This is a genomic window from Streptomyces sp. PsTaAH-124 (genome assembly GCF_000373685.1).
Taxonomy (GTDB): Bacteria; Actinomycetota; Actinomycetes; order Streptomycetales; family Streptomycetaceae; genus Streptomyces; species Streptomyces andamanensis.
Map to the genome: position 1 here is coordinate 1 of NZ_KB892168.1, position 15,942 is coordinate 15,942.

Consider the following 15,942-nt stretch of genomic DNA (forward strand, 5'->3'; position numbering starts at 1 on the left):
GCCGGGGGCTTGATGAAGCCGTAGCGGATGTTCAGGCCGTGCCCGAAGAACAGCGCGTCGCCGTCCTTCAGGTTCGGCGCGATGTGCTCCTCGTAGACCTGGGCCTGGATCGGGTCCGGCACCAGGATCATGATGACGTCGGCCTCGGCCGCGGCCTCGGACGGGCTCACCACGCGCAGGCCCTGCTCCTCGGCCTTCGCCTTCGACTTCGATCCCTCGTGCAGACCCACCCGCACGTCGACACCCGAGTCGCGCAGCGACAGGGCATGGGCGTGACCCTGGCTGCCGTAACCGATGACCGCGACCTTGCGGCCCTGGATGACGGTCGGGTCGGCGTCGGCGTCGTAGAACAACTCAGTCACCGCAACTCTCCTTGCTCACATCGGCGCACCGCGGCCCGGGAACTCCGGGGCGTCGGTGCCGGATCGTGGGGGCGTCCCGCACCTACGGCCCGCGGATCGCACAGGGGGCCCGAAGACGGACGGATCCCGGCCAGCCTAGCCGGAATACGTTGTCACACGTGACGAGGGGCCGGACACGAAGAGGGGCCGGTGGCCGTTCCACGGCCCGGGTCCGGCTCGCCGCCGTCCTGCCGCCGTCCTCCCGGCTGCGCCAGCGTGCGGTAGCGCCCGCGGTGGAAGACGAGCGGGTCGCGGGCCGGATCCGCCCGGAGCGAGGCGACCCGGCCGACGACGATGGTGTGGTCGCCGCCCTCGTGCTCGTGCACCAGATCGCAGCCGATCCAGGCGCAGGCACCGTCCAGCGACGGTGCGCCCCGGTGGCCCGGCGTCCAGGACACCTGCCGGAACCGGTCCCCGCCGGACCGGGCGAAGGCCGTGCTGAGGTCTTCCTGCTCCTGGGCGAGCACATTGACGCAGAAGGCGGAGGTGTCCCGGATGAGGGGCCAGGTGCGGGAGGTCCGGGACACGGCGAAGGAGACCAGCGGCGGATCCAGGGAGAGGGACGCGAAGGACTGGCAGGTGAAACCCACCGGTCCGGAAGGTGTGTGTGCCGTGACGACCACCACGCCCGACGCGAAGTGTCCGAGGGTTTCGCGGTGGGTTCCGGCGTCGGCGGGGGGAGTGGCGCCGGTGCCGGGGGTGGTGTGCGGAGCGGGGTCGGCCATGGGGTGTCCTCGTCTGACGGGTCGGGAGAAGGTCCGGGTGTGGAACGGCCGTGGACATGGGGCGGTCTCGCGGCGCACGCCGCCCGAACGGGGGCGGTCGGGTCAGACCATGGGGCTCACCGGCCGGGTGTCGCCGACCAGCGCCCGCCCGTACATCTCCCGGGCCAGGCCGGGGTGGAGCGTGGGGTGGCGGGCCGCGGTCTCCAGGTCGTGCCAGTGGCGCTGGACGAGCCGTCCCCGGGCGAAGCTGCCCGCGCCGTTCACGGTGAGCAGCAGCTGCACCGCCTCGCGCAGACACCGTGAGGCGTGTCCGGCGTCCATGCGGACCCGTGCCCGGTCGACGAGGGGCGCGGTGCCGGGTTCCGCCGCCGCGGCGTCGACGGCCTCGGCGGAGCGCGCGAGGTGCAGGGCGGCGGAGTCGATCAGGGTGGCGGCGTCGGCGAGCGCGCCCTGGACGCCGGGGGAGTCGGCCAGCCGGGGATGGAGGGACATGGCCATCGGCTTGCCGCCGTCGACGGCCTCCATGGTCAGCCGGAAGACCGCGCGGGCGGCGCCCAGCAGCGGACCCATGGACGCGAGGGTCATCGAGCCCGGCGGGATCCGGTACAGCGGCTCCTCGGCGGTGTCCCGGCCCGCGGCCACGTCGGCGAAGGGACGCAGCCGGTGCTGCGGTACGAACACCGAATCGCCGACCAGGGTGTCGCTGCCGGTGCCGCGCATCCCCGCCATGTCCCAGGTGTTCTCGATCGTCAGATCGGCGGCCCGGACGAGCGCGAGGCCGCGCTCCGGCGCGGCGCCGGGCCGGGGCAGGGGCACCCCGAGCAGGGCCCAGTCCGCCTGGTGGCAGCCGGACGCCCATCCCCAGCGGCCGGAGACCAGCACTCCTTGCTCGACCGGTTCCGCGGAGGTGTCCGTACCGCCGAACACACCGCACATCGCGGTGTCCGGTCCGGTGCCCCACAGATCGAAGCGTGCCTGCTCCCCGAAGGAGGCCGCCAGCTGCTGTGCCACGTAGGCGACCATCGCGACCCACGCACTCGACGGACATGCCAGGGCGACCTCGGCGGATACGTCCAGCACGGCGGCGAGCGGGAGCTGGTGACCGCCGAAGCTCCGCGGGACGCCGAGCCGGAACAGCCCCGCCTCCCGCAGTGCCCGCTCGGTCTCGGGGGTCAGCCGGCTGTCGCGTTCGGCGGCGTCGGCCTCGGCGCGCAGCAGGGGGGAGATCGCGCGGACGGCCTGGATCAGGTCCTCCGTGGCGCGGGCGGCGGCCGGGGCGAGGCCGTGGTGGCGCGGTGTGTGCATCGCTCTGCTCCGAGGGGTCGAGTGAAACGGACTCAAGGGTCCACTTGTGTCCCCAGTATAATCGGACCCATGAGTCCGGTTGTTTCGGCGGGGTGCGGGCCGCCAGGCCGGACCGCTGTCCGGCCGGCTGGACAGCGGTCCGGCCTGGCGGCGGACCCGGCACACCGTGGGACGGGCACAATGGGACGGTGAAGGAAGTGGAGACGACACCGGAGACCACGGAGACCGCGGGGCCCGAGGCGCCCCAGCGCAGGGCCGACGCCCGGCGCAATCACGAGCGGGTGTTCGCCGCGGCGCTGGAGGTCTTCGGCGAGGCCGGCCTCCAGGGCACGGTGCCGCAGGTCGCCGAGCGGGCGGCGGTGGGCAAGGCCACGGTCTACCGCAGCTATCCCACCAAGGAAGACCTCCTGGAGGCCGTCGTCGGTCACCGGCTGGCCACGCTCGACCGGAACACCGCCCCCGCGCTCGAACTGACGGACACCTACGAGCGGTTCCGTGTGTTCGTGCTCCGCCTCTTCGAGAGCCTCGCCGGGGACCGGCTGCTGTCGGAGGCGCTGGCCACCGTCCAGTTCCAGACCGCCTCGAACCTGCTCGTCCGGCTCTCCGACCTCATGCAGGAGGCCAAGGCCACCGGGCGGGTACGGGACGATGCCACGGCCTTCGACCTGCGCGTCGTGCTGTGCGGCATGACCCTTCAACTGATGCGGACGGCCGAGCGCGACCCCGCGCTGTGGCGCCGGTACGGCGAACTGACCCTCCAGGCGCTGCGCCCCTGAGCCGGTACTCGCCCAAGGGCAGCGCACGGGCGGCCGCCCGCCCGTGCGAAGGCATGACAGCGGCCCCCTCGCCTCCGCCTGCGGGGCGGGTGCGAGGGGGCCTTTCGCCGCTGCGCGGTGCGTACTACTGCCAGCGCACCACGTACGGCGGGTTGTTCGGGTTGCCGGTGTCGCCCTCGGCTCCCCACTTGCTGCCCGGGGTGCTGGAGTTGTACCCGCCGGGCAGCGGCAGCACCGTGGTCAGATCGAAGTGCGCCTTGCTGACGTTGTAGAAGCCCCCGATGGTGTACGGACCGGTGCCGGCGATGTCGAAGGTCTGGCACTGGCCGGGGAAGACGACGTAGCTGTGGAGGCCGGTCGACCAGGTGATGTCGGCCGCGTAGTTGCCCTGGGCGCAGAGCTGGACCCGGTGGTTGCCGATGGCGGCGGAGGCGGGTGTGCCGACGGCGACGACGGCGGCACCGGCGGCGAGGACGGCGGTGCCCGTCGCGAGCGCGGTACGGCGGCTCAGCCGCTGCTTGATACGCATGGGAACTCCCGTGGTGGAAGAAGGCGGGGGACCGGCGGCTGCTGCCGCTCCGCGCGGTCCGGGATCTCAAGAGGACAACGAGCCGTGCGAGCAGCCGAGTTCACATCGGCCGGCCATCGGTGACATGTTTCCCGCCGCAGAAGGCACCGGCCTCGCAGGTGGGCACGGATGGCTACGCGGTCGTCGTCCCGGTCCGGGTCACCGGGCACAGCGAGCGGGGAGTGCTCCTGGAGGCCGCCGAGGGCCTGCTGCCGCCCGGCGTCCGCCGGGCGGGGCTCACCGCGCACTCCTTCGGTCCGAAGGCCGTGGGGCCGGCCGACCGTGTCTGCACGGGTGGCTGGAGACGTCCGGTGACACGGCCGGGTACGCGCCGCACACCTCCGCGGGGTTCGCCGCCCCGCCGGTCAAGAGCGTGCAGTTGTTCTTCGACGGCATGTTCGCCGAGCAGGGCTGGCGCAAGGCCCGGCGCGAGGGCACCCTCGCGAAGCTCGCGCAGCTCGAGGCGGAACACGGGGCGGACCGCCCCACGCGGTGAACCGGCGCCCTTGGGGGCACGGGAACGGCACGGTGCGGGCGGTCCGGGCGGCGTCACCTCACGCCGGGACCACCCGGTAGCTGAGCATGTTCCAGGGCAGGTTCTCCTGGTCCAGGGAACCGGTGCGCCAGGGGTGGCGGCTGGTGCAGCCGGCACCCGAGTACAGCTCCAGGGCCCAGGACCCGGAGACCACCTGGACCGACACGGCCGGCGAGGACAGTGTGTGACACGTCCCGGCGTCCCCGAGGTCGACCTTGGTCACGGTGCCGCTTCCGGTGGGACCCGAGTAGAGGTAGGCGCCGTTCTGGAGGGGCGGCCAGTCCGTGGCGCCCGCCGTCCCGGCACCCAGGCCCAGCAGTGCCGCGGCGGCGGCCAGCGCGGCGGCGGCGCCGGCGATCTTCGACTTCGGCATGAGCATGTTACCCACCTTGTCCTGTGTGGTGACGAACGAGCGAGGAATGTGTCGGGACGGCCCGACCGGTGCCGTCACACACAGATGCTTGCATCTTCAAGCATGTGTGGGTGAGTGCGGATCTCGCCATCGGAGGCCGTCCGGGATGCGCAGATACCGCGGCCTGTATATGGACATATCCACAGGAGATTGACTCACATGTGTGGCTGAAACCAGCGGTTCTCGGGTTGCCTCGCGTCGCGAGATTTGACCAACGACACATCGCGCCGACCGTCCGTCACCGGCTCGGGGGGTTACCTTAAGGGGTGGTACTCAAGTCACCTGTCAGGAGAGTGATGTGAAACATGTATTTCTCTGCGGGACGCCCACGCTCGACTTCGTGGGCACCTTGCAGGCACGGAGCGCCCCGGCCCCGGTGGAGCGGATCGGCTCCCCGCGGCTCCTCGACTCCTGGTTCGTCGCGTCCGGACTGGTCGACGAGGCGCCCGGGGCGGCGGAGGCGGACGTCCGGGCCGCCCTCACGCTCCGCGAGTCGATCTACGCACTGGTCACCGCGCGCCGCACCGGCGCGCCGCTCCCCGCCGACGCGATGGCCGCGGTGAACCGGCAGGCCGCCCGGACACCCGTGTCGGTACGGCTCGGACCGCGCGGGACGAGCCGTACGGGCACCGCTTCCCAGGCCCTCGCCGAACTGGCCCGCGAGGCGGTCGGCCTGCTCGCGGGGGCGGAGTCGGTCCTGCTGCGCGAGTGCGCGCGTCCCGGGTGCACCCAGGTCTACCTCGACCGTTCCCGGGGCCACCGCAGGGAGTGGTGCGCGATGAGGACCTGCGGCAACCGGGTCAAGTCGGCCGCCCTCAGGGCACGGAGGCGGCAGTGAACACACCTCACCCGCGAACACACCTCATCCATGCCGGGGCGCGGTGCCCCGCGCCCCGGTACCTCAGTCCAGCACGCGCAGCGCACCCGACACCGCGCCCTCCAGGAACACCCGGTCGGCACGTGCGTTCCCCATCACGTGCAGCCCCTGGACGAAGGTGACGAGGAACCGGGCGAGTTCCACCGGACAGCGCCCGGCGCCCAGCTCGCCGCGTTCGGCGGCACGCTCCAGCGCGTCCGTCAGCACCGCCTCCACCGCGGCCATGGTGACTCTCACCTGCGCGACCGTGGCGTCGTGCGCGGCGCGTTCCGTCGCGGCGTTCACCAGCAGGCAGCCGCGTTCGGGGTCTGCCACGTCGTCCGCCACCAGCGTCAGCAGTAACGCGCGCAGCGCCGTGCGGATGTCGGTGTCCGCCTCCGTCAGCCGGGCGAGATCGGCGACCAGGGCGGCGCAGTAGCGCTCCAGGGCCTGGGCGTAGAGCCCGTCCTTGGAGCCGAAGGCCGCGTACAGGCTGCCGCTGCCGATGCCGAGCCGGGCCGTGAGCAGGGGCAGGGGGGTGGCGTGGTACCCCTGCCTGCGGAAGAGGTCCATGGCCCGCTCCACTGCCAGGCCGGTGTCGAACGCGCGAGGGCGTGCCATGGCTCAGTCCTTCCTTCGCCGGTGCTGCGCCGACGGATGGGATCCGGTGGTGTCCGGCCGGATCCGGACGAGCGCGGGAAGGCCCTGGGGCCCTGTCGGCACACCGGGGAAACCCCTGGGAGCCGGCGACGGAACACGGTGCCGACTCTGGCAGGCGGGGGACCGGGAGGCATGAGTCGATCGACTGTCCTCCTGGAGAATCACGTGACGTCAAGGCACCTCTCCTGCGCATATGTACGGGTGTGTCCGACAGGTTGGTGCCGACGGAACTCGACGTTCCTGTTCTCGCGGTGCACCATGTGCCGCCGGGGCAGGTGGAACGGAACCGGCTGAGTTTCGGACCAGCGGAAACAGGGGCATGCTGCGCAGGTGTTATCCAGCTAGCCTCGACGACAGTGACGGCATCAGCCCGAGGACGAACATGCAGCTGCACCTGAAGCACCCCCTGGAGCCCGCAAGCGCGCCCCGGCACGCAGCTGCCATCGTCGCGACCGCAGCCGACATCAGCGGCGCGGAGCTGGACTACACCCCGGAGAGCCTCGACGTGGTGGAGGGGATCGTCGACGGCTTCCGCGCGGAAGGTGCCACCGGTGAGGAGATGGCCGAGTCGCTCGTCGCCTTCGGCTGCTACATCGGCGAGATGCTGACCCGCCGGGCCGGCGGGGTGTGGCGGCACGGACCGGGGCCCTCCGCGACCGCCTCCCCGCTCGTGGTGGAGCTGCCCGGCGCGCGGCAGTGCTGTCCCATCGACTGGGTCTTCCACCGCCTCGAATGCGGGGACCACGTCAGCATCCGCGGTCTCTACGCGGACGCCGACCCCGGGGCCGCCCACCTGGGCGACGTCGCTCGGTGTTAGCATCCGACCTGCCCTTTTGGCGGCGGACGGGAAGCTGATCGCGGTCGCCCCGCGGCCTCCGGGCCAGGAGCACCGCCGGCCTGCCGGGCGCGTGTGTGTCGAGCAGGGACGCACCGCGGCTGCTGGAGGGACGGCGGAGAAGGGCACGGGATGAGCGCGAGGCTCGGTTCGGACGACACGCGTCTGATCGGTCGTGCACACGAACAGGAGCAGGTGGCCGCACTGCTGGCCGCCCTGCCCGCCGGCGGACGGGTGCTCCACCTGAGCGGAGCCCCCGGCACGGGCCGCTCCGCCGTCCTGCGGTACGCCGCCCGCACCGCGGCCGACCAGGGCGTACGGGTACTCACGACGTCCTGGGCACCGGCCGAGCAGGACATCCCGCACGCCGCGCTGCACACCCTCCTGCGCCCGCATCCGGCCCCGCCCCGCACCCTGCCGGAAGCCGACCGCGACACGCTGGAGGCGGCGTTCGGCGGCGACCGGGCCCCGGCACCGGACCGGCTCGCGGCAGCCGTGCTCGCCCTCATCGCCCAGGCACCGGGACCGGCCCTGGTCTGCGTGGACGACCTCGACCGCATCGACGCCGAGAGCCGCGCGGCCCTGCGGGAGATGGCCCGGCTCTGCGCCGGCACCCGCATCGGCATGATCGTCGCCGAGCGGACGGCACCCGACACCCCGCTCGCCCCGGACGCGCTCGCCGTCACCCTGGGCCCGCTGTCCGGCCCCGAGGCCCGTGCGCTCGTCGAACACGCCGGACGGGCCACCGGATACACCGAGACGGAACTCGTCGTCGCCGTGGCCGGGGGCAATCCGCTCGCCCTCACCGAACTGTCCCTGGGCGACGGCGCCCCCGGCGACACCGCCGGACTCGGCCTGCTCCCCGCGACACCGCGCATGGCCCAGGCGTACGCGCAGGACCTGGCCGAACTGCCGGAGCCCGCGCGCCGCGCCCTGCTCAGCGCGGCACTGAGCACCTCGTCCCTCACCTGGGACGTGCTGGGCGCCACCCGGCACGTCCTGGGCAGCGGCGACGCGGCCCGCGACGGACTGACCGAGGCCGTCCGGCGCGGCCTGCTCGCCGAGGACGGCCGAAACCTGCGGTTCCCCCGGCCGCTCGTCCGCCCCGCCGTCCTGCACCTGGAGTCGGCCGCCCGGCGCATGGCCGCCCACGCGGCCCTCGGACGGAGCGTCACGAGCCCGCCGCACGCGGCCTGGCACGCCGCCCAGTGCGCGGTGGGCACCGACGAGGACCTCGCCGCCCGCCTGGAGGAACTGGCCGGACTCGCCAGTGCGGGCACCGCCGTCCTGACCGCCCTGGCCGCACTGGAGAACGCGGCCCGCCTCTCCCCGGACCCCGCCCGCCGGGCGGCCCGGCTGCTGCGCGCCACCGAACTCGCCTGCGACCACGGCCTGCGCGAACAGGCCCTGCGGCTCGCCCGCGGCATCGACCCGGCCGGACTCGGCACCTACGGCCGTGCCCTGCTGCTGTGGGTGCACGAACTCCTGCCGGGCAACTTCGTGGCCGGGCGGGAGAGCATCGCCGGACTGTGCGAGGCGGCCCGCGCGGTCGCCGCGACGGACCCGGAGCTGACCCGGAAGCTGCTGCACGCGGCGGCCCGCCGGTGCTGGTGGCACCAGGCCGGACCCGGCGAACGGCGCCTGCTCACCGACACCGTCGAGGACCTCAGGCCCCGCCCGTGGGACGCGCGCGACATCGCCGTCATGGCACTGGTCGAACCGCAGGCGGTGCCCGACGAGGACACCCACCGCGTGCTGCGCCGGCCCGGCGGCGCGGACGTCGGGCTGCTCGGCCAGCTCGCCCACCTCGTCGGCGACCTCGGCCGCGCGACCCTGCTGTTCCGGGAGGCGGAGCGGACGGCGCGCGCCGAGGGACGCCACGGGCGGCTGCCGCAGATCCTCGTGCCCAGGGCGCTGGAGGAGATCTGGCTCGGCGCCCAGTGGCACACCGCACGCGACCTGGCCGACGAGGGCCGGACGATCGCCGCCAGGACCGGTCAGACCGACTGGGTGGCCAGGGCCACCGGAGCCCTGGGCGTCGTCGCGGCCCTGCGCGGCGAGCACGAGCGGGCCCTGGAGTGCGCGGCGGAGGTCGAGGAGGCGTCCCTGCGCCTCGGCCAGAGCCGCCAGCTCAGCCTGGCCTCGCTCGCCCGCGCCCTGACGGCGTCCGGCACCGGACGGTACGCCGAGGCGTACGCCCAGCTGCGCTCGATGGTCACCGAACCGTCGGCGCCCTACTCCTACGAGCAGTTCTGGGGCCTGGCCTTCCTCGCCGAGGCGGCACCGCCGGCCGGTGAACAGGACGACGCCAGGGCCGTCGTCGCCCAGGTCGAGGCCGCCACCCGCACCGGCCGGACCCCGCTGCTGCGGCGGATCCTGGCCTACGCGGACGCGCTGATCGGCCCGGACGAGGAGGCGGCGGAGCACCGCTACCGCGAGGCGCTGCGGCCCGGCATCGAGACCTGGCCGCTGCTGCACGGCATGACCCTCTTCGGCCACGGCGCCTGGCTGCGGCGCAGACGCCGCGTCATCGAGTCGCGCGCACCGCTCGCCGAGGCCGAGTCCCTGTTCCGTACGCTCGGCGCGGAGCCCCGCGCCGAGCTGGCGGCCACGGAGCTGCGGGCGGCCGGCCGGCCCGCCGCCGAACCCGACGCCGGCGACGTCTCCCGGGTGCTGTCGCCGCAGCAGCTCACCATCGCCCGGCTCGCCGCCCGCGGCCTGTCCAACCGGGCCATCGGCGAACAACTGCGGCTGTCCCCGCGCACGGTGGCCTCCCACCTGTACCAGATCTTCCCGAAGCTGGGCGTCACCTCACGCGCCCAGCTCGCCGCGCGGATCGGCACGGACTGACCGGCCGGTGACCGGCGTTCGGCGGCCGGGCCGCGCCCGTGCGGTCGTACGTACGCCGCTGATCCGCGCGGCCGTCCCGCGGCACCCGGGGGAGCCGCGTCCGGCGGGGCGGCCTGCCGTCCGCACCGGGGGCCCCGGGGCCCGCGCGGAGCGGTCGTCCGCCGCCCCGGCGGCCCGGCCGGGTGTCACCTCGCATGCCCGGCTCGCCGCGCGGATCGGCGGGACCGACCGTCCGGTGCCCGGCGCAGTCACCCGGGTCGGGGCCGCCCCGCAGCACCCCGGCGTCCCGCGTCCGCGCCCTCGCGCCCGGCCGGCCCGGACGTATCCGCCGGCCGCCCCGGCCGCCCTGTCCGCCGAGGCGATCTGCCCCGTGGGCCCGGACCCGGACACCGGCGCCCGCGCGAGCGGGCTTTCGCCGTCCGGGCGGGGCGGCGGGTGTCAGCTCGGGTGGCCGGTTCGCCGTGCGGAGCGGATCGGTACGGGACGGCCGGACGGTGGCCGGTGCCGCGTGTGGATCAGCCGGGCAGGCCGTCGCGGAGCACCTCGGTGAGCTGCGCCCGCGCCGTCACGCCCAGCCGCGGGAAGATGCGGTAGAGGTAGGCCCCGATGGTGCGGGGCGAGAGGTGAAGGAGCTCGCCGATCTGGCGGTTGGACAGGCCCCGGCCCGCCAGCTCGGCCACCCGCAGTTCCTGGGCGTTGAGGACCTCGCGCACGGCGGTCCGCCGCCGCGCGCCGGGCGTGCCGCTCTCCTGGCGCTCGCCGGAGGCCCGCAGCTCGGCGGCGATCCGCGCGGCCCGCGCGTCGGCACCCGTCATCGTGTAGAGGGCCGCCGCCTGGCGCAGGCTGACCCGGGACTCGGCGAACTGGCGCCGCAGCCGCAGCCGCCGCCCGTGCGCCAGCCGCAGCGGAGCCTCCAGGAAGGGCAGCCGGGCCAGATCCATGGCGAAGGCCCGCTCGTACAGCGGCTCCGCGTCCCGCTCGTCGGCGAGGACGGCCCGTGCCACGGCGAGCCGGGCGGCGACCAGCGGCGCGCACTCCGGGCCCAGTTCGCGGGCGAGCCGGTCCAGCGTGGCCCGCGCCTTCCCGGCCGCGTTCACGGCGACGGCGGCCTCCGCGTAGGGGATCAGCGCGGGCATCGCCGCCGTGGGCCGGTCGGGCGCGGTGAGCAGCGACGTGAGCGCGGCGAACCCGGCGCCGAAGTCACCGCCCTCGACCAGGGCCCAGCCGCGGCCCACGGCCAGCACACTGTCGATCGTCGGCAGCGACCGCCGCGCCTCCTGGAGGCCCAGCGGGTCGGCGGGGGGCGCCGTGCCGGTGCGCAGCGCCCGGGTCAGGTCCAGGAGCAGCCGGGCCGCCGCCCGGTGGTGGGGCCGGCCGTACTCCTCGGCGAGCCGCCCCGACTCACCGAACGCCTGCTCGGCCTGGCCCCAGTCGCCCATGGCCAGATGCGCGAGGCCCTGCCGGAGCACGACCCGGGCCAGCCGTTCGGGCAGATCGTGGAAGCGGTAGCGGCGCTCCGCCTGCCGGTGCAGGTCCAGCGCGCGCGGCGGGTCCCCGGCGAGCAGCGCCGCCTCGCCCAGCCGTTCGAGATCGCGTACGGAGGTGTCCGTCAGACCGTGGAAGGCGGCCAGCCGGGAGACGACGGTCCCCGCCCGGCGCACCGGCGCCACCTTGGCCATGGCGTGCAGCAGCCGCGGGTCGCCCGCCCGCTCCGGCAGCGCGTCGAGGAACGCCAGCAGTTCCGCGGCGCGCGCGGGGTCGCGCGCGACCGAGGGCGCCGTGAGCCGCACCAGCTCCAGCGCGCTCTCCTGCTCGGCGGCACCGTCCGGCACGGGCCAGGACCCGGGACCGGACGGCAGCTGTACGCCGTTCTCGCCCGGCCAGGCCAGGACCTGGGCGCAGAGCCCCCCGAGCGGCCCCAGCGGATGGCGCAGCGCCCGCAGCGCCAGGGTCCGCGCGATGCGCTCGAAACCGAGGTCGTCGGCGAGCTGGGCGGCCCGCAGGGTGCACAGCCCGCGCTCCTCGGGCGTGCGGTACAGCTCGGCGGCCCGCCGCAGCAGACGTACGGCCATCGGCGGTTCGCACTGCTCCAGCGCGCGGCGGTGCGCGGCCTCCAGCCGGCGGGCCAGCTCCGGGTCGGGTCCCTCCACCGCCTGCGAGAGGTGCCACAGCATCCGTACCGACTCCGGGGGCAGTACGGCGGCCAGGGCCGCGTGCGCGGCGCGGCAGCGCTGCGGCGCGACGTCGTGGACCACGGCCCCGGCCGTGGCGGGGTGGCCGAACCGCAGCCGCATGCCGTCGAAGACCACGAGGCCGTCGCGTTCGGCCGGTTCCGCCGTGGCGAAGTCCAGCTCGGCGCCCGCGATCCGCGACGCGGCCGACAGCAGCAGCGGCAGCTCGCCCGCCGGGTGCAGGGCCGCCACCAGCAGCAGGTCCCGGGTGCCCGAAGGCAGCCGGGAGACGCCCGGCGCCATGGCGGAGGCCAGCCGGTCGGAGGAGGCCGGCACGTGGGGGAAGTCGTCCTCGGAACGGGTGGGCAGCTCAAGGAGCGCCAGCGGGTTCCCGGCGGCGGTGGCCAGCAGCTCGCGCACGGCCTCGGCGTCGTTGCCCGGCCGCCGCGCCGCCAGCAGCGCGGCGGACTGCACCGGCGACAGCGGGCCCAGCGGCAGCTCGGGAAGACCGGCCAGGGCCGTCAGCCGCGTCCGGTGCGGACGCGAGGACAGCAGGAAGCCCATCGCACGGCCCTCGGCACGGCGCGCCACGAAGGAGAGCACCTCCCGGCTGGGCCGGTCCAGCGCGTCCCAGTCGTCGACGGCTATCAGCAGCGGCTGCTCGGCGCTGACCGACTCCAGCACCCGGAGCACCGCGAACGGCAGCAGCGAGCGGTCGTCGCGGGGTGCGGCGGCCCCGTCGATCAGCAGCATCTCCAGGGTGCGCAGCCGTCCGGCCGCCGACGACCAGCCCGGAGTGCCGAGGACGGGCCACACGATCTGGAGCAGACCGGACAGGTCGGACGGGTGGCCGCCCCGGATGCCGGTGCAGCGCAGCACCCGTATCCCGGCGGCCGTCGCCCGCTCGACACAGGCGTCCAGCAGCGCCGACTTCCCCGAGCCCGCGTGCCCGCACAGCACCCGGGCCGCGCCGCGCTCCAGCGACTCGCGCAGGAACCCGTCGAGCTCCCGCAGTTCGCGCCCGCGGCCGACGAGGCCCGAGTCCCCGGGCGCCCTGCGGGCCAGGGCCGCCGCGAGCGGCAGCACCGGACGGCGCTCCTGCGTCCCGGCAGGGGCAGGGGGAATCTCGGTCTGCGCGTTCATGGATGACCCCCGATCTGCGGCGAACGGCCCCACCGGATTCCCGGGAGCGCTCTTCTGCCTGGGTCCATCCCACCGGAAGGCATACCCGCGGAACCAGGCAGTTCGCATGCAGCTTGCCGCTTCCTGCTTCTTCCTGCCGCAGGCGCAAGAACCGGCCGCCGCCGCGTCTGTGCAGGTCAGAGCCGTTCGGCCGGGCCCTCAGCGGTCCGTTCCGGGCCGCGCGCCCACTGCCTGTGCCTTGGCCCGCATCGCCGCGGCGCGCGGACTGCCGGTCTCCGCCAGCAGCTCCGCGGCCCGCGTCCAGCCGGCCCGCGCGGCCGCGGCGTCCCCCAGCTCCAGCTGCGCCGACGCCAGGTGGTCCAGCACCTCGGCCTGGTTGTAGCCGTCCAGGACCTCGCCGTACAGCTCCAGCGATCTGCGGTAGTTCACCACCGCGGCGTCCAGATCGCCCAGCCGGTGCAGCGCGTAGCCGATGCTGTCCCAGGTCGCGGCCTCGTTGCGGAGGTTGCCGTTGGCCTGGAGGATCGGCAGCGCCTCCTCGCACATGGTGATGGCCTCCCGGTACTCGCCGAGCAGGGCCAGGTACCAGCCGACGGCGTTCAGTTCGCGCGCCACCTCGTTGCGTTCCGGGAGCGTACGGTAGACCGCCAGCGCGCGCCGGGCATGGAGCAGGGCCTCCGCGTGACGGCCCTGCCGGCCCCGCACCCAGCCGATGCTGCGCTCGGTGGCGGCGCGCTGCGCCGGGGCCAGCCGGTCCAGTTGCCCGAGCATCAGGCGGACCTGCTCGTCGGCCTCGTCGGCCTGCCCCGTCTCGGCCAGCGCGCGCGCCAGACTGGCGCAGTTCACGGCGATGGCCGCCGGGTCGTCCAGCGCGAGCGCCGCCTCCAGCGCGACGCGCTTGGTGGAGACCTCCTCGGCCCAGCGGCCCGTGAAGGAGAAGTAGCCCACCCAGTCCGCCGTGAGGTCTGTGCGGCGCCGCAGCAGCCGGGGGTCGTCCAGCGAGGTCAGCGCGGCCATGACCGTCGCCTCCTCCTGGCGGTACCAGTCCAGTGCCTCGGCGCGGTCCTCGATCGCGACCCGCACCACTCCCGGCGGCGGCCCGGCGGGTCCGGGCTTGGGCCGGGTGTCCAGCACCCGGGCGGCCGCCGCGGCGTTGTGCCGCAGATAGTCCAGCAGCCGGGTCTCGGCGCCGTGGCGGTCGTCCTCCTCCTGGGCGCGCAGTTCGGCGGCGTAGGCGCGGACCAGGTCGTGCAGGACGTAGCGGCCGTCGGCGTCCCGGGACAGCAGGCTGGCCGCGGTCAGCTCGCGCAGATACCGGCGGGCCTCGGCCATCGGGACACCCGCCAGGGAGGCGGCGGCCTCGGCGGACGCCGCCGGACCGGGGTGCAGGGACAACTGCCGGAAGAAACAGGCCGTACCGGCGGAGAGCGCCCGGTAGGACCAGGAGAAGACGGCCCGGACGTCGCCCCTGCGGTCGTCGGCCGACAGGGCGTCGAGCCGGGACGCCTCCAGTTCGTGGACGGCGGCCCGCAGCGGCAGGTGCGGAGCGGCGCTGAGCTGCGCGCCGACGACGGCCACGGCCAGCGGCAGATGCCCGCACAGCCCGGCCAGCCGGGCGGCGGCCCCGGGCTCCGCCGCGCACCGCTCCTCGCCCACCCGCGCGGCCAGCCCGGCGACGGCCTCCTCCTGGCTCCACACGTCCAGGCCGACCAGCGTGGCGCCCTCCCTGGCCGCAAGACCGGACAGCTGGTTGCGCGAGGTGGTGATCGTCAGACACCCCGCCGAGGCGGGCAACAGCGGTCTGACCTGCTCCGCGTCGCGCGCGTTGTCCAGCACCACGATCAGCCGCAGGGAGCCGGTGCGCTCCCGGAACACGGCGGCCCGTTCCTCGGTGCCGGAGGGGATGTCGCCGCTCGGCACGCCGAGCGCGCTCAGGAATCCGCCGAGCGCCTCACCGGGATCCAGCGGCGCGGAGTCCTCGAAGCCGCGCAGGTTGACGTAGAGCTGGCCGTCCGGGAAGCGGTCGGCCACCTGGTGCGCCCAGTGCACCGCGAGCGTGGTCTTGCCCACCCCGGCCATGCCCCCGATCGCGGATACGACGACATGCCCGCCATGCCCCCCGCCCGCCGCGACCCGCTCGCCGAGGCCGCCGACGGTCGCCAGGGTCTCCGCGCGGCCCCGGAACACCGCCAGGTCGGGCGGCAGCTGCTGGGGAACCTGCCGCCGGGTGCGCCGCGCGGACGAGGTCGCCTGGAGCAGCCGCCGCCGTTCGTCCTCGTCCAGCTCCAGCGCGTCCAGCAGCTCGGCCAGCGTCGCCTGCCGGGGAAGGCTCCTGCCGCGTTCCATGTCGCTGATGGCCCGCACGCTCACCCCGGACGCGTCCGCGAGGCTCTCCAGGGTCAGCAGCGAACGCTGCCGCGCCTGGCGCAGCAGCCGGCCGAATGTGCTCTTGTCCATCCCCACCCCCGGGGAACCGCACCCCCGACGCGCCTGCCGTGTGTCCGCCGGTCCCGCTCCGCGACGCCGCGGAACCCTCGGATATGGATTGAACATTAAAGCAAGCCCGTGGGGCGCGGACGCCCCCGCCCGCCATCCGGACCGCGGCGGCGCCGCCGGGAGGCAGAAGCGGGAGCCCGGACCCGAGGAGGTGGTCAGGCCGTCGAGCCGGGGCGCGGGCCGGGTTCGCCGCCCTCCGGGCCCACGGC

General features: G+C 75.0%; 13 protein-coding genes. 5 read left to right on the forward strand and 8 right to left on the reverse strand.

What is annotated here, in order from left to right:
* The 3 genes from B086_RS0114720 to B086_RS0114730 form a co-directional block, all read right to left on the reverse strand.
* Window positions 1-362, reverse strand: a 362-nt coding sequence (locus B086_RS0114720; RefSeq protein ID WP_037873528.1) for an NAD(P)-binding domain-containing protein, incomplete at its 3' end; no start/stop codon positions are given.
* Window positions 363-514: 152 nt separating this feature from the next.
* The gene (locus tag B086_RS0114725) at window positions 515-1,126 is read right to left on the reverse strand and encodes a flavin reductase family protein (protein ID WP_018567182.1); all 612 of its coding nucleotides are present in this window, start codon (window positions 1,124-1,126) and stop codon (window positions 515-517) included.
* A 102-nt stretch (window positions 1,127-1,228) separates the two neighbouring features.
* Complete coding sequence (locus B086_RS0114730) at window positions 1,229-2,431, reverse strand: acyl-CoA dehydrogenase family protein (protein ID WP_018567183.1); 1,203 nt, start codon at window positions 2,429-2,431, stop codon at window positions 1,229-1,231.
* Between the two features lie 188 nt (window positions 2,432-2,619).
* Here B086_RS0114730 and B086_RS0114735 point away from each other — a divergent pair, with 188 nt between their 5' ends.
* Window positions 2,620-3,207 carry a TetR/AcrR family transcriptional regulator gene (locus tag B086_RS0114735; RefSeq protein ID WP_234020980.1) on the forward strand — a complete coding sequence of 196 codons (588 nt, stop codon included), beginning with the start codon at window positions 2,620-2,622 and terminating at the stop codon, window positions 3,205-3,207.
* A gap of 124 nt (window positions 3,208-3,331) precedes the next feature.
* Here the strand turns inward: B086_RS0114735 and B086_RS0114740 are convergent, their stop codons facing one another.
* Window positions 3,332-3,736 (reverse strand): hypothetical protein, encoded by a 405-nt coding sequence (locus tag B086_RS0114740; protein ID WP_018567185.1) that lies wholly within the window; start codon window positions 3,734-3,736, stop codon window positions 3,332-3,334.
* A gap of 412 nt (window positions 3,737-4,148) precedes the next feature.
* Between B086_RS0114740 and B086_RS45910 the strand changes: the two genes are divergently transcribed.
* The gene (locus B086_RS45910) at window positions 4,149-4,271 is read left to right on the forward strand and encodes a hypothetical protein (protein ID WP_267880886.1); all 123 of its coding nucleotides are present in this window, start codon (window positions 4,149-4,151) and stop codon (window positions 4,269-4,271) included.
* 58 nt (window positions 4,272-4,329) lie between these two features.
* Here B086_RS45910 and B086_RS0114750 read toward each other — a convergent pair whose 3' ends face one another.
* The gene (locus tag B086_RS0114750) at window positions 4,330-4,689 is read right to left on the reverse strand and encodes a hypothetical protein (protein WP_018567187.1); all 360 of its coding nucleotides are present in this window, start codon (window positions 4,687-4,689) and stop codon (window positions 4,330-4,332) included.
* A 331-nt stretch (window positions 4,690-5,020) separates the two neighbouring features.
* Between B086_RS0114750 and B086_RS0114755 the strand changes: the two genes are divergently transcribed.
* Window positions 5,021-5,560 (forward strand): CGNR zinc finger domain-containing protein, encoded by a 540-nt coding sequence (locus tag B086_RS0114755; protein ID WP_026252431.1) that lies wholly within the window; start codon window positions 5,021-5,023, stop codon window positions 5,558-5,560.
* Window positions 5,561-5,623: 63 nt separating this feature from the next.
* Here B086_RS0114755 and B086_RS0114760 read toward each other — a convergent pair whose 3' ends face one another.
* The gene (locus B086_RS0114760; RefSeq protein ID WP_018567189.1) at window positions 5,624-6,199 is read right to left on the reverse strand and encodes a TetR/AcrR family transcriptional regulator; all 576 of its coding nucleotides are present in this window, start codon (window positions 6,197-6,199) and stop codon (window positions 5,624-5,626) included.
* 421 nt (window positions 6,200-6,620) lie between these two features.
* Here B086_RS0114760 and B086_RS0114765 point away from each other — a divergent pair, with 421 nt between their 5' ends.
* Window positions 6,621-7,055 (forward strand): hypothetical protein, encoded by a 435-nt coding sequence (locus B086_RS0114765; protein WP_018567190.1) that lies wholly within the window; start codon window positions 6,621-6,623, stop codon window positions 7,053-7,055.
* 150 nt (window positions 7,056-7,205) lie between these two features.
* Window positions 7,206-9,923, forward strand: coding sequence for an AAA family ATPase (locus tag B086_RS0114770; RefSeq protein WP_018567191.1), 2,718 nt, complete (start codon window positions 7,206-7,208; stop codon window positions 9,921-9,923).
* Window positions 9,924-10,438: 515 nt separating this feature from the next.
* Here B086_RS0114770 and B086_RS0114775 read toward each other — a convergent pair.
* Both B086_RS0114775 and B086_RS0114780 read right to left on the reverse strand, forming a co-directional pair.
* On the reverse strand, window positions 10,439-13,237 hold the full coding sequence (locus B086_RS0114775; protein WP_026252432.1) for an AAA family ATPase: 2,799 nt from the start codon (window positions 13,235-13,237) through the stop codon (window positions 10,439-10,441).
* 198 nt (window positions 13,238-13,435) lie between these two features.
* Window positions 13,436-15,694, reverse strand: coding sequence for an ATP-binding protein (locus tag B086_RS0114780; RefSeq protein ID WP_026252433.1), 2,259 nt, complete (start codon window positions 15,692-15,694; stop codon window positions 13,436-13,438).
* Window positions 15,695-15,942: the final 248 nt, after the last annotated feature.

Coding starts and splice junctions, on each gene's coding strand:
- B086_RS0114725 (WP_018567182.1), bottom strand. CDS start 1,126: ATGGCCGACCCCGCTCCGCACACCACCCCCGGCACCGGCGCCACTCCC.
- B086_RS0114730 (WP_018567183.1), bottom strand. CDS start 2,431: ATGCACACACCGCGCCACCACGGCCTCGCCCCGGCCGCCGCCCGCGCC.
- B086_RS0114740 (WP_018567185.1), bottom strand. CDS start 3,736: ATGCGTATCAAGCAGCGGCTGAGCCGCCGTACCGCGCTCGCGACGGGC.
- B086_RS0114750 (WP_018567187.1), bottom strand. CDS start 4,689: ATGCTCATGCCGAAGTCGAAGATCGCCGGCGCCGCCGCCGCGCTGGCC.
- B086_RS0114760 (WP_018567189.1), bottom strand. CDS start 6,199: ATGGCACGCCCTCGCGCGTTCGACACCGGCCTGGCAGTGGAGCGGGCC.
- B086_RS0114765 (WP_018567190.1), top strand. CDS start 6,621: ATGCAGCTGCACCTGAAGCACCCCCTGGAGCCCGCAAGCGCGCCCCGG.
- B086_RS0114770 (WP_018567191.1), top strand. CDS start 7,206: ATGAGCGCGAGGCTCGGTTCGGACGACACGCGTCTGATCGGTCGTGCA.
- B086_RS0114775 (WP_026252432.1), bottom strand. CDS start 13,237: ATGAACGCGCAGACCGAGATTCCCCCTGCCCCTGCCGGGACGCAGGAG.
- B086_RS0114780 (WP_026252433.1), bottom strand. CDS start 15,694: ATGGACAAGAGCACATTCGGCCGGCTGCTGCGCCAGGCGCGGCAGCGT.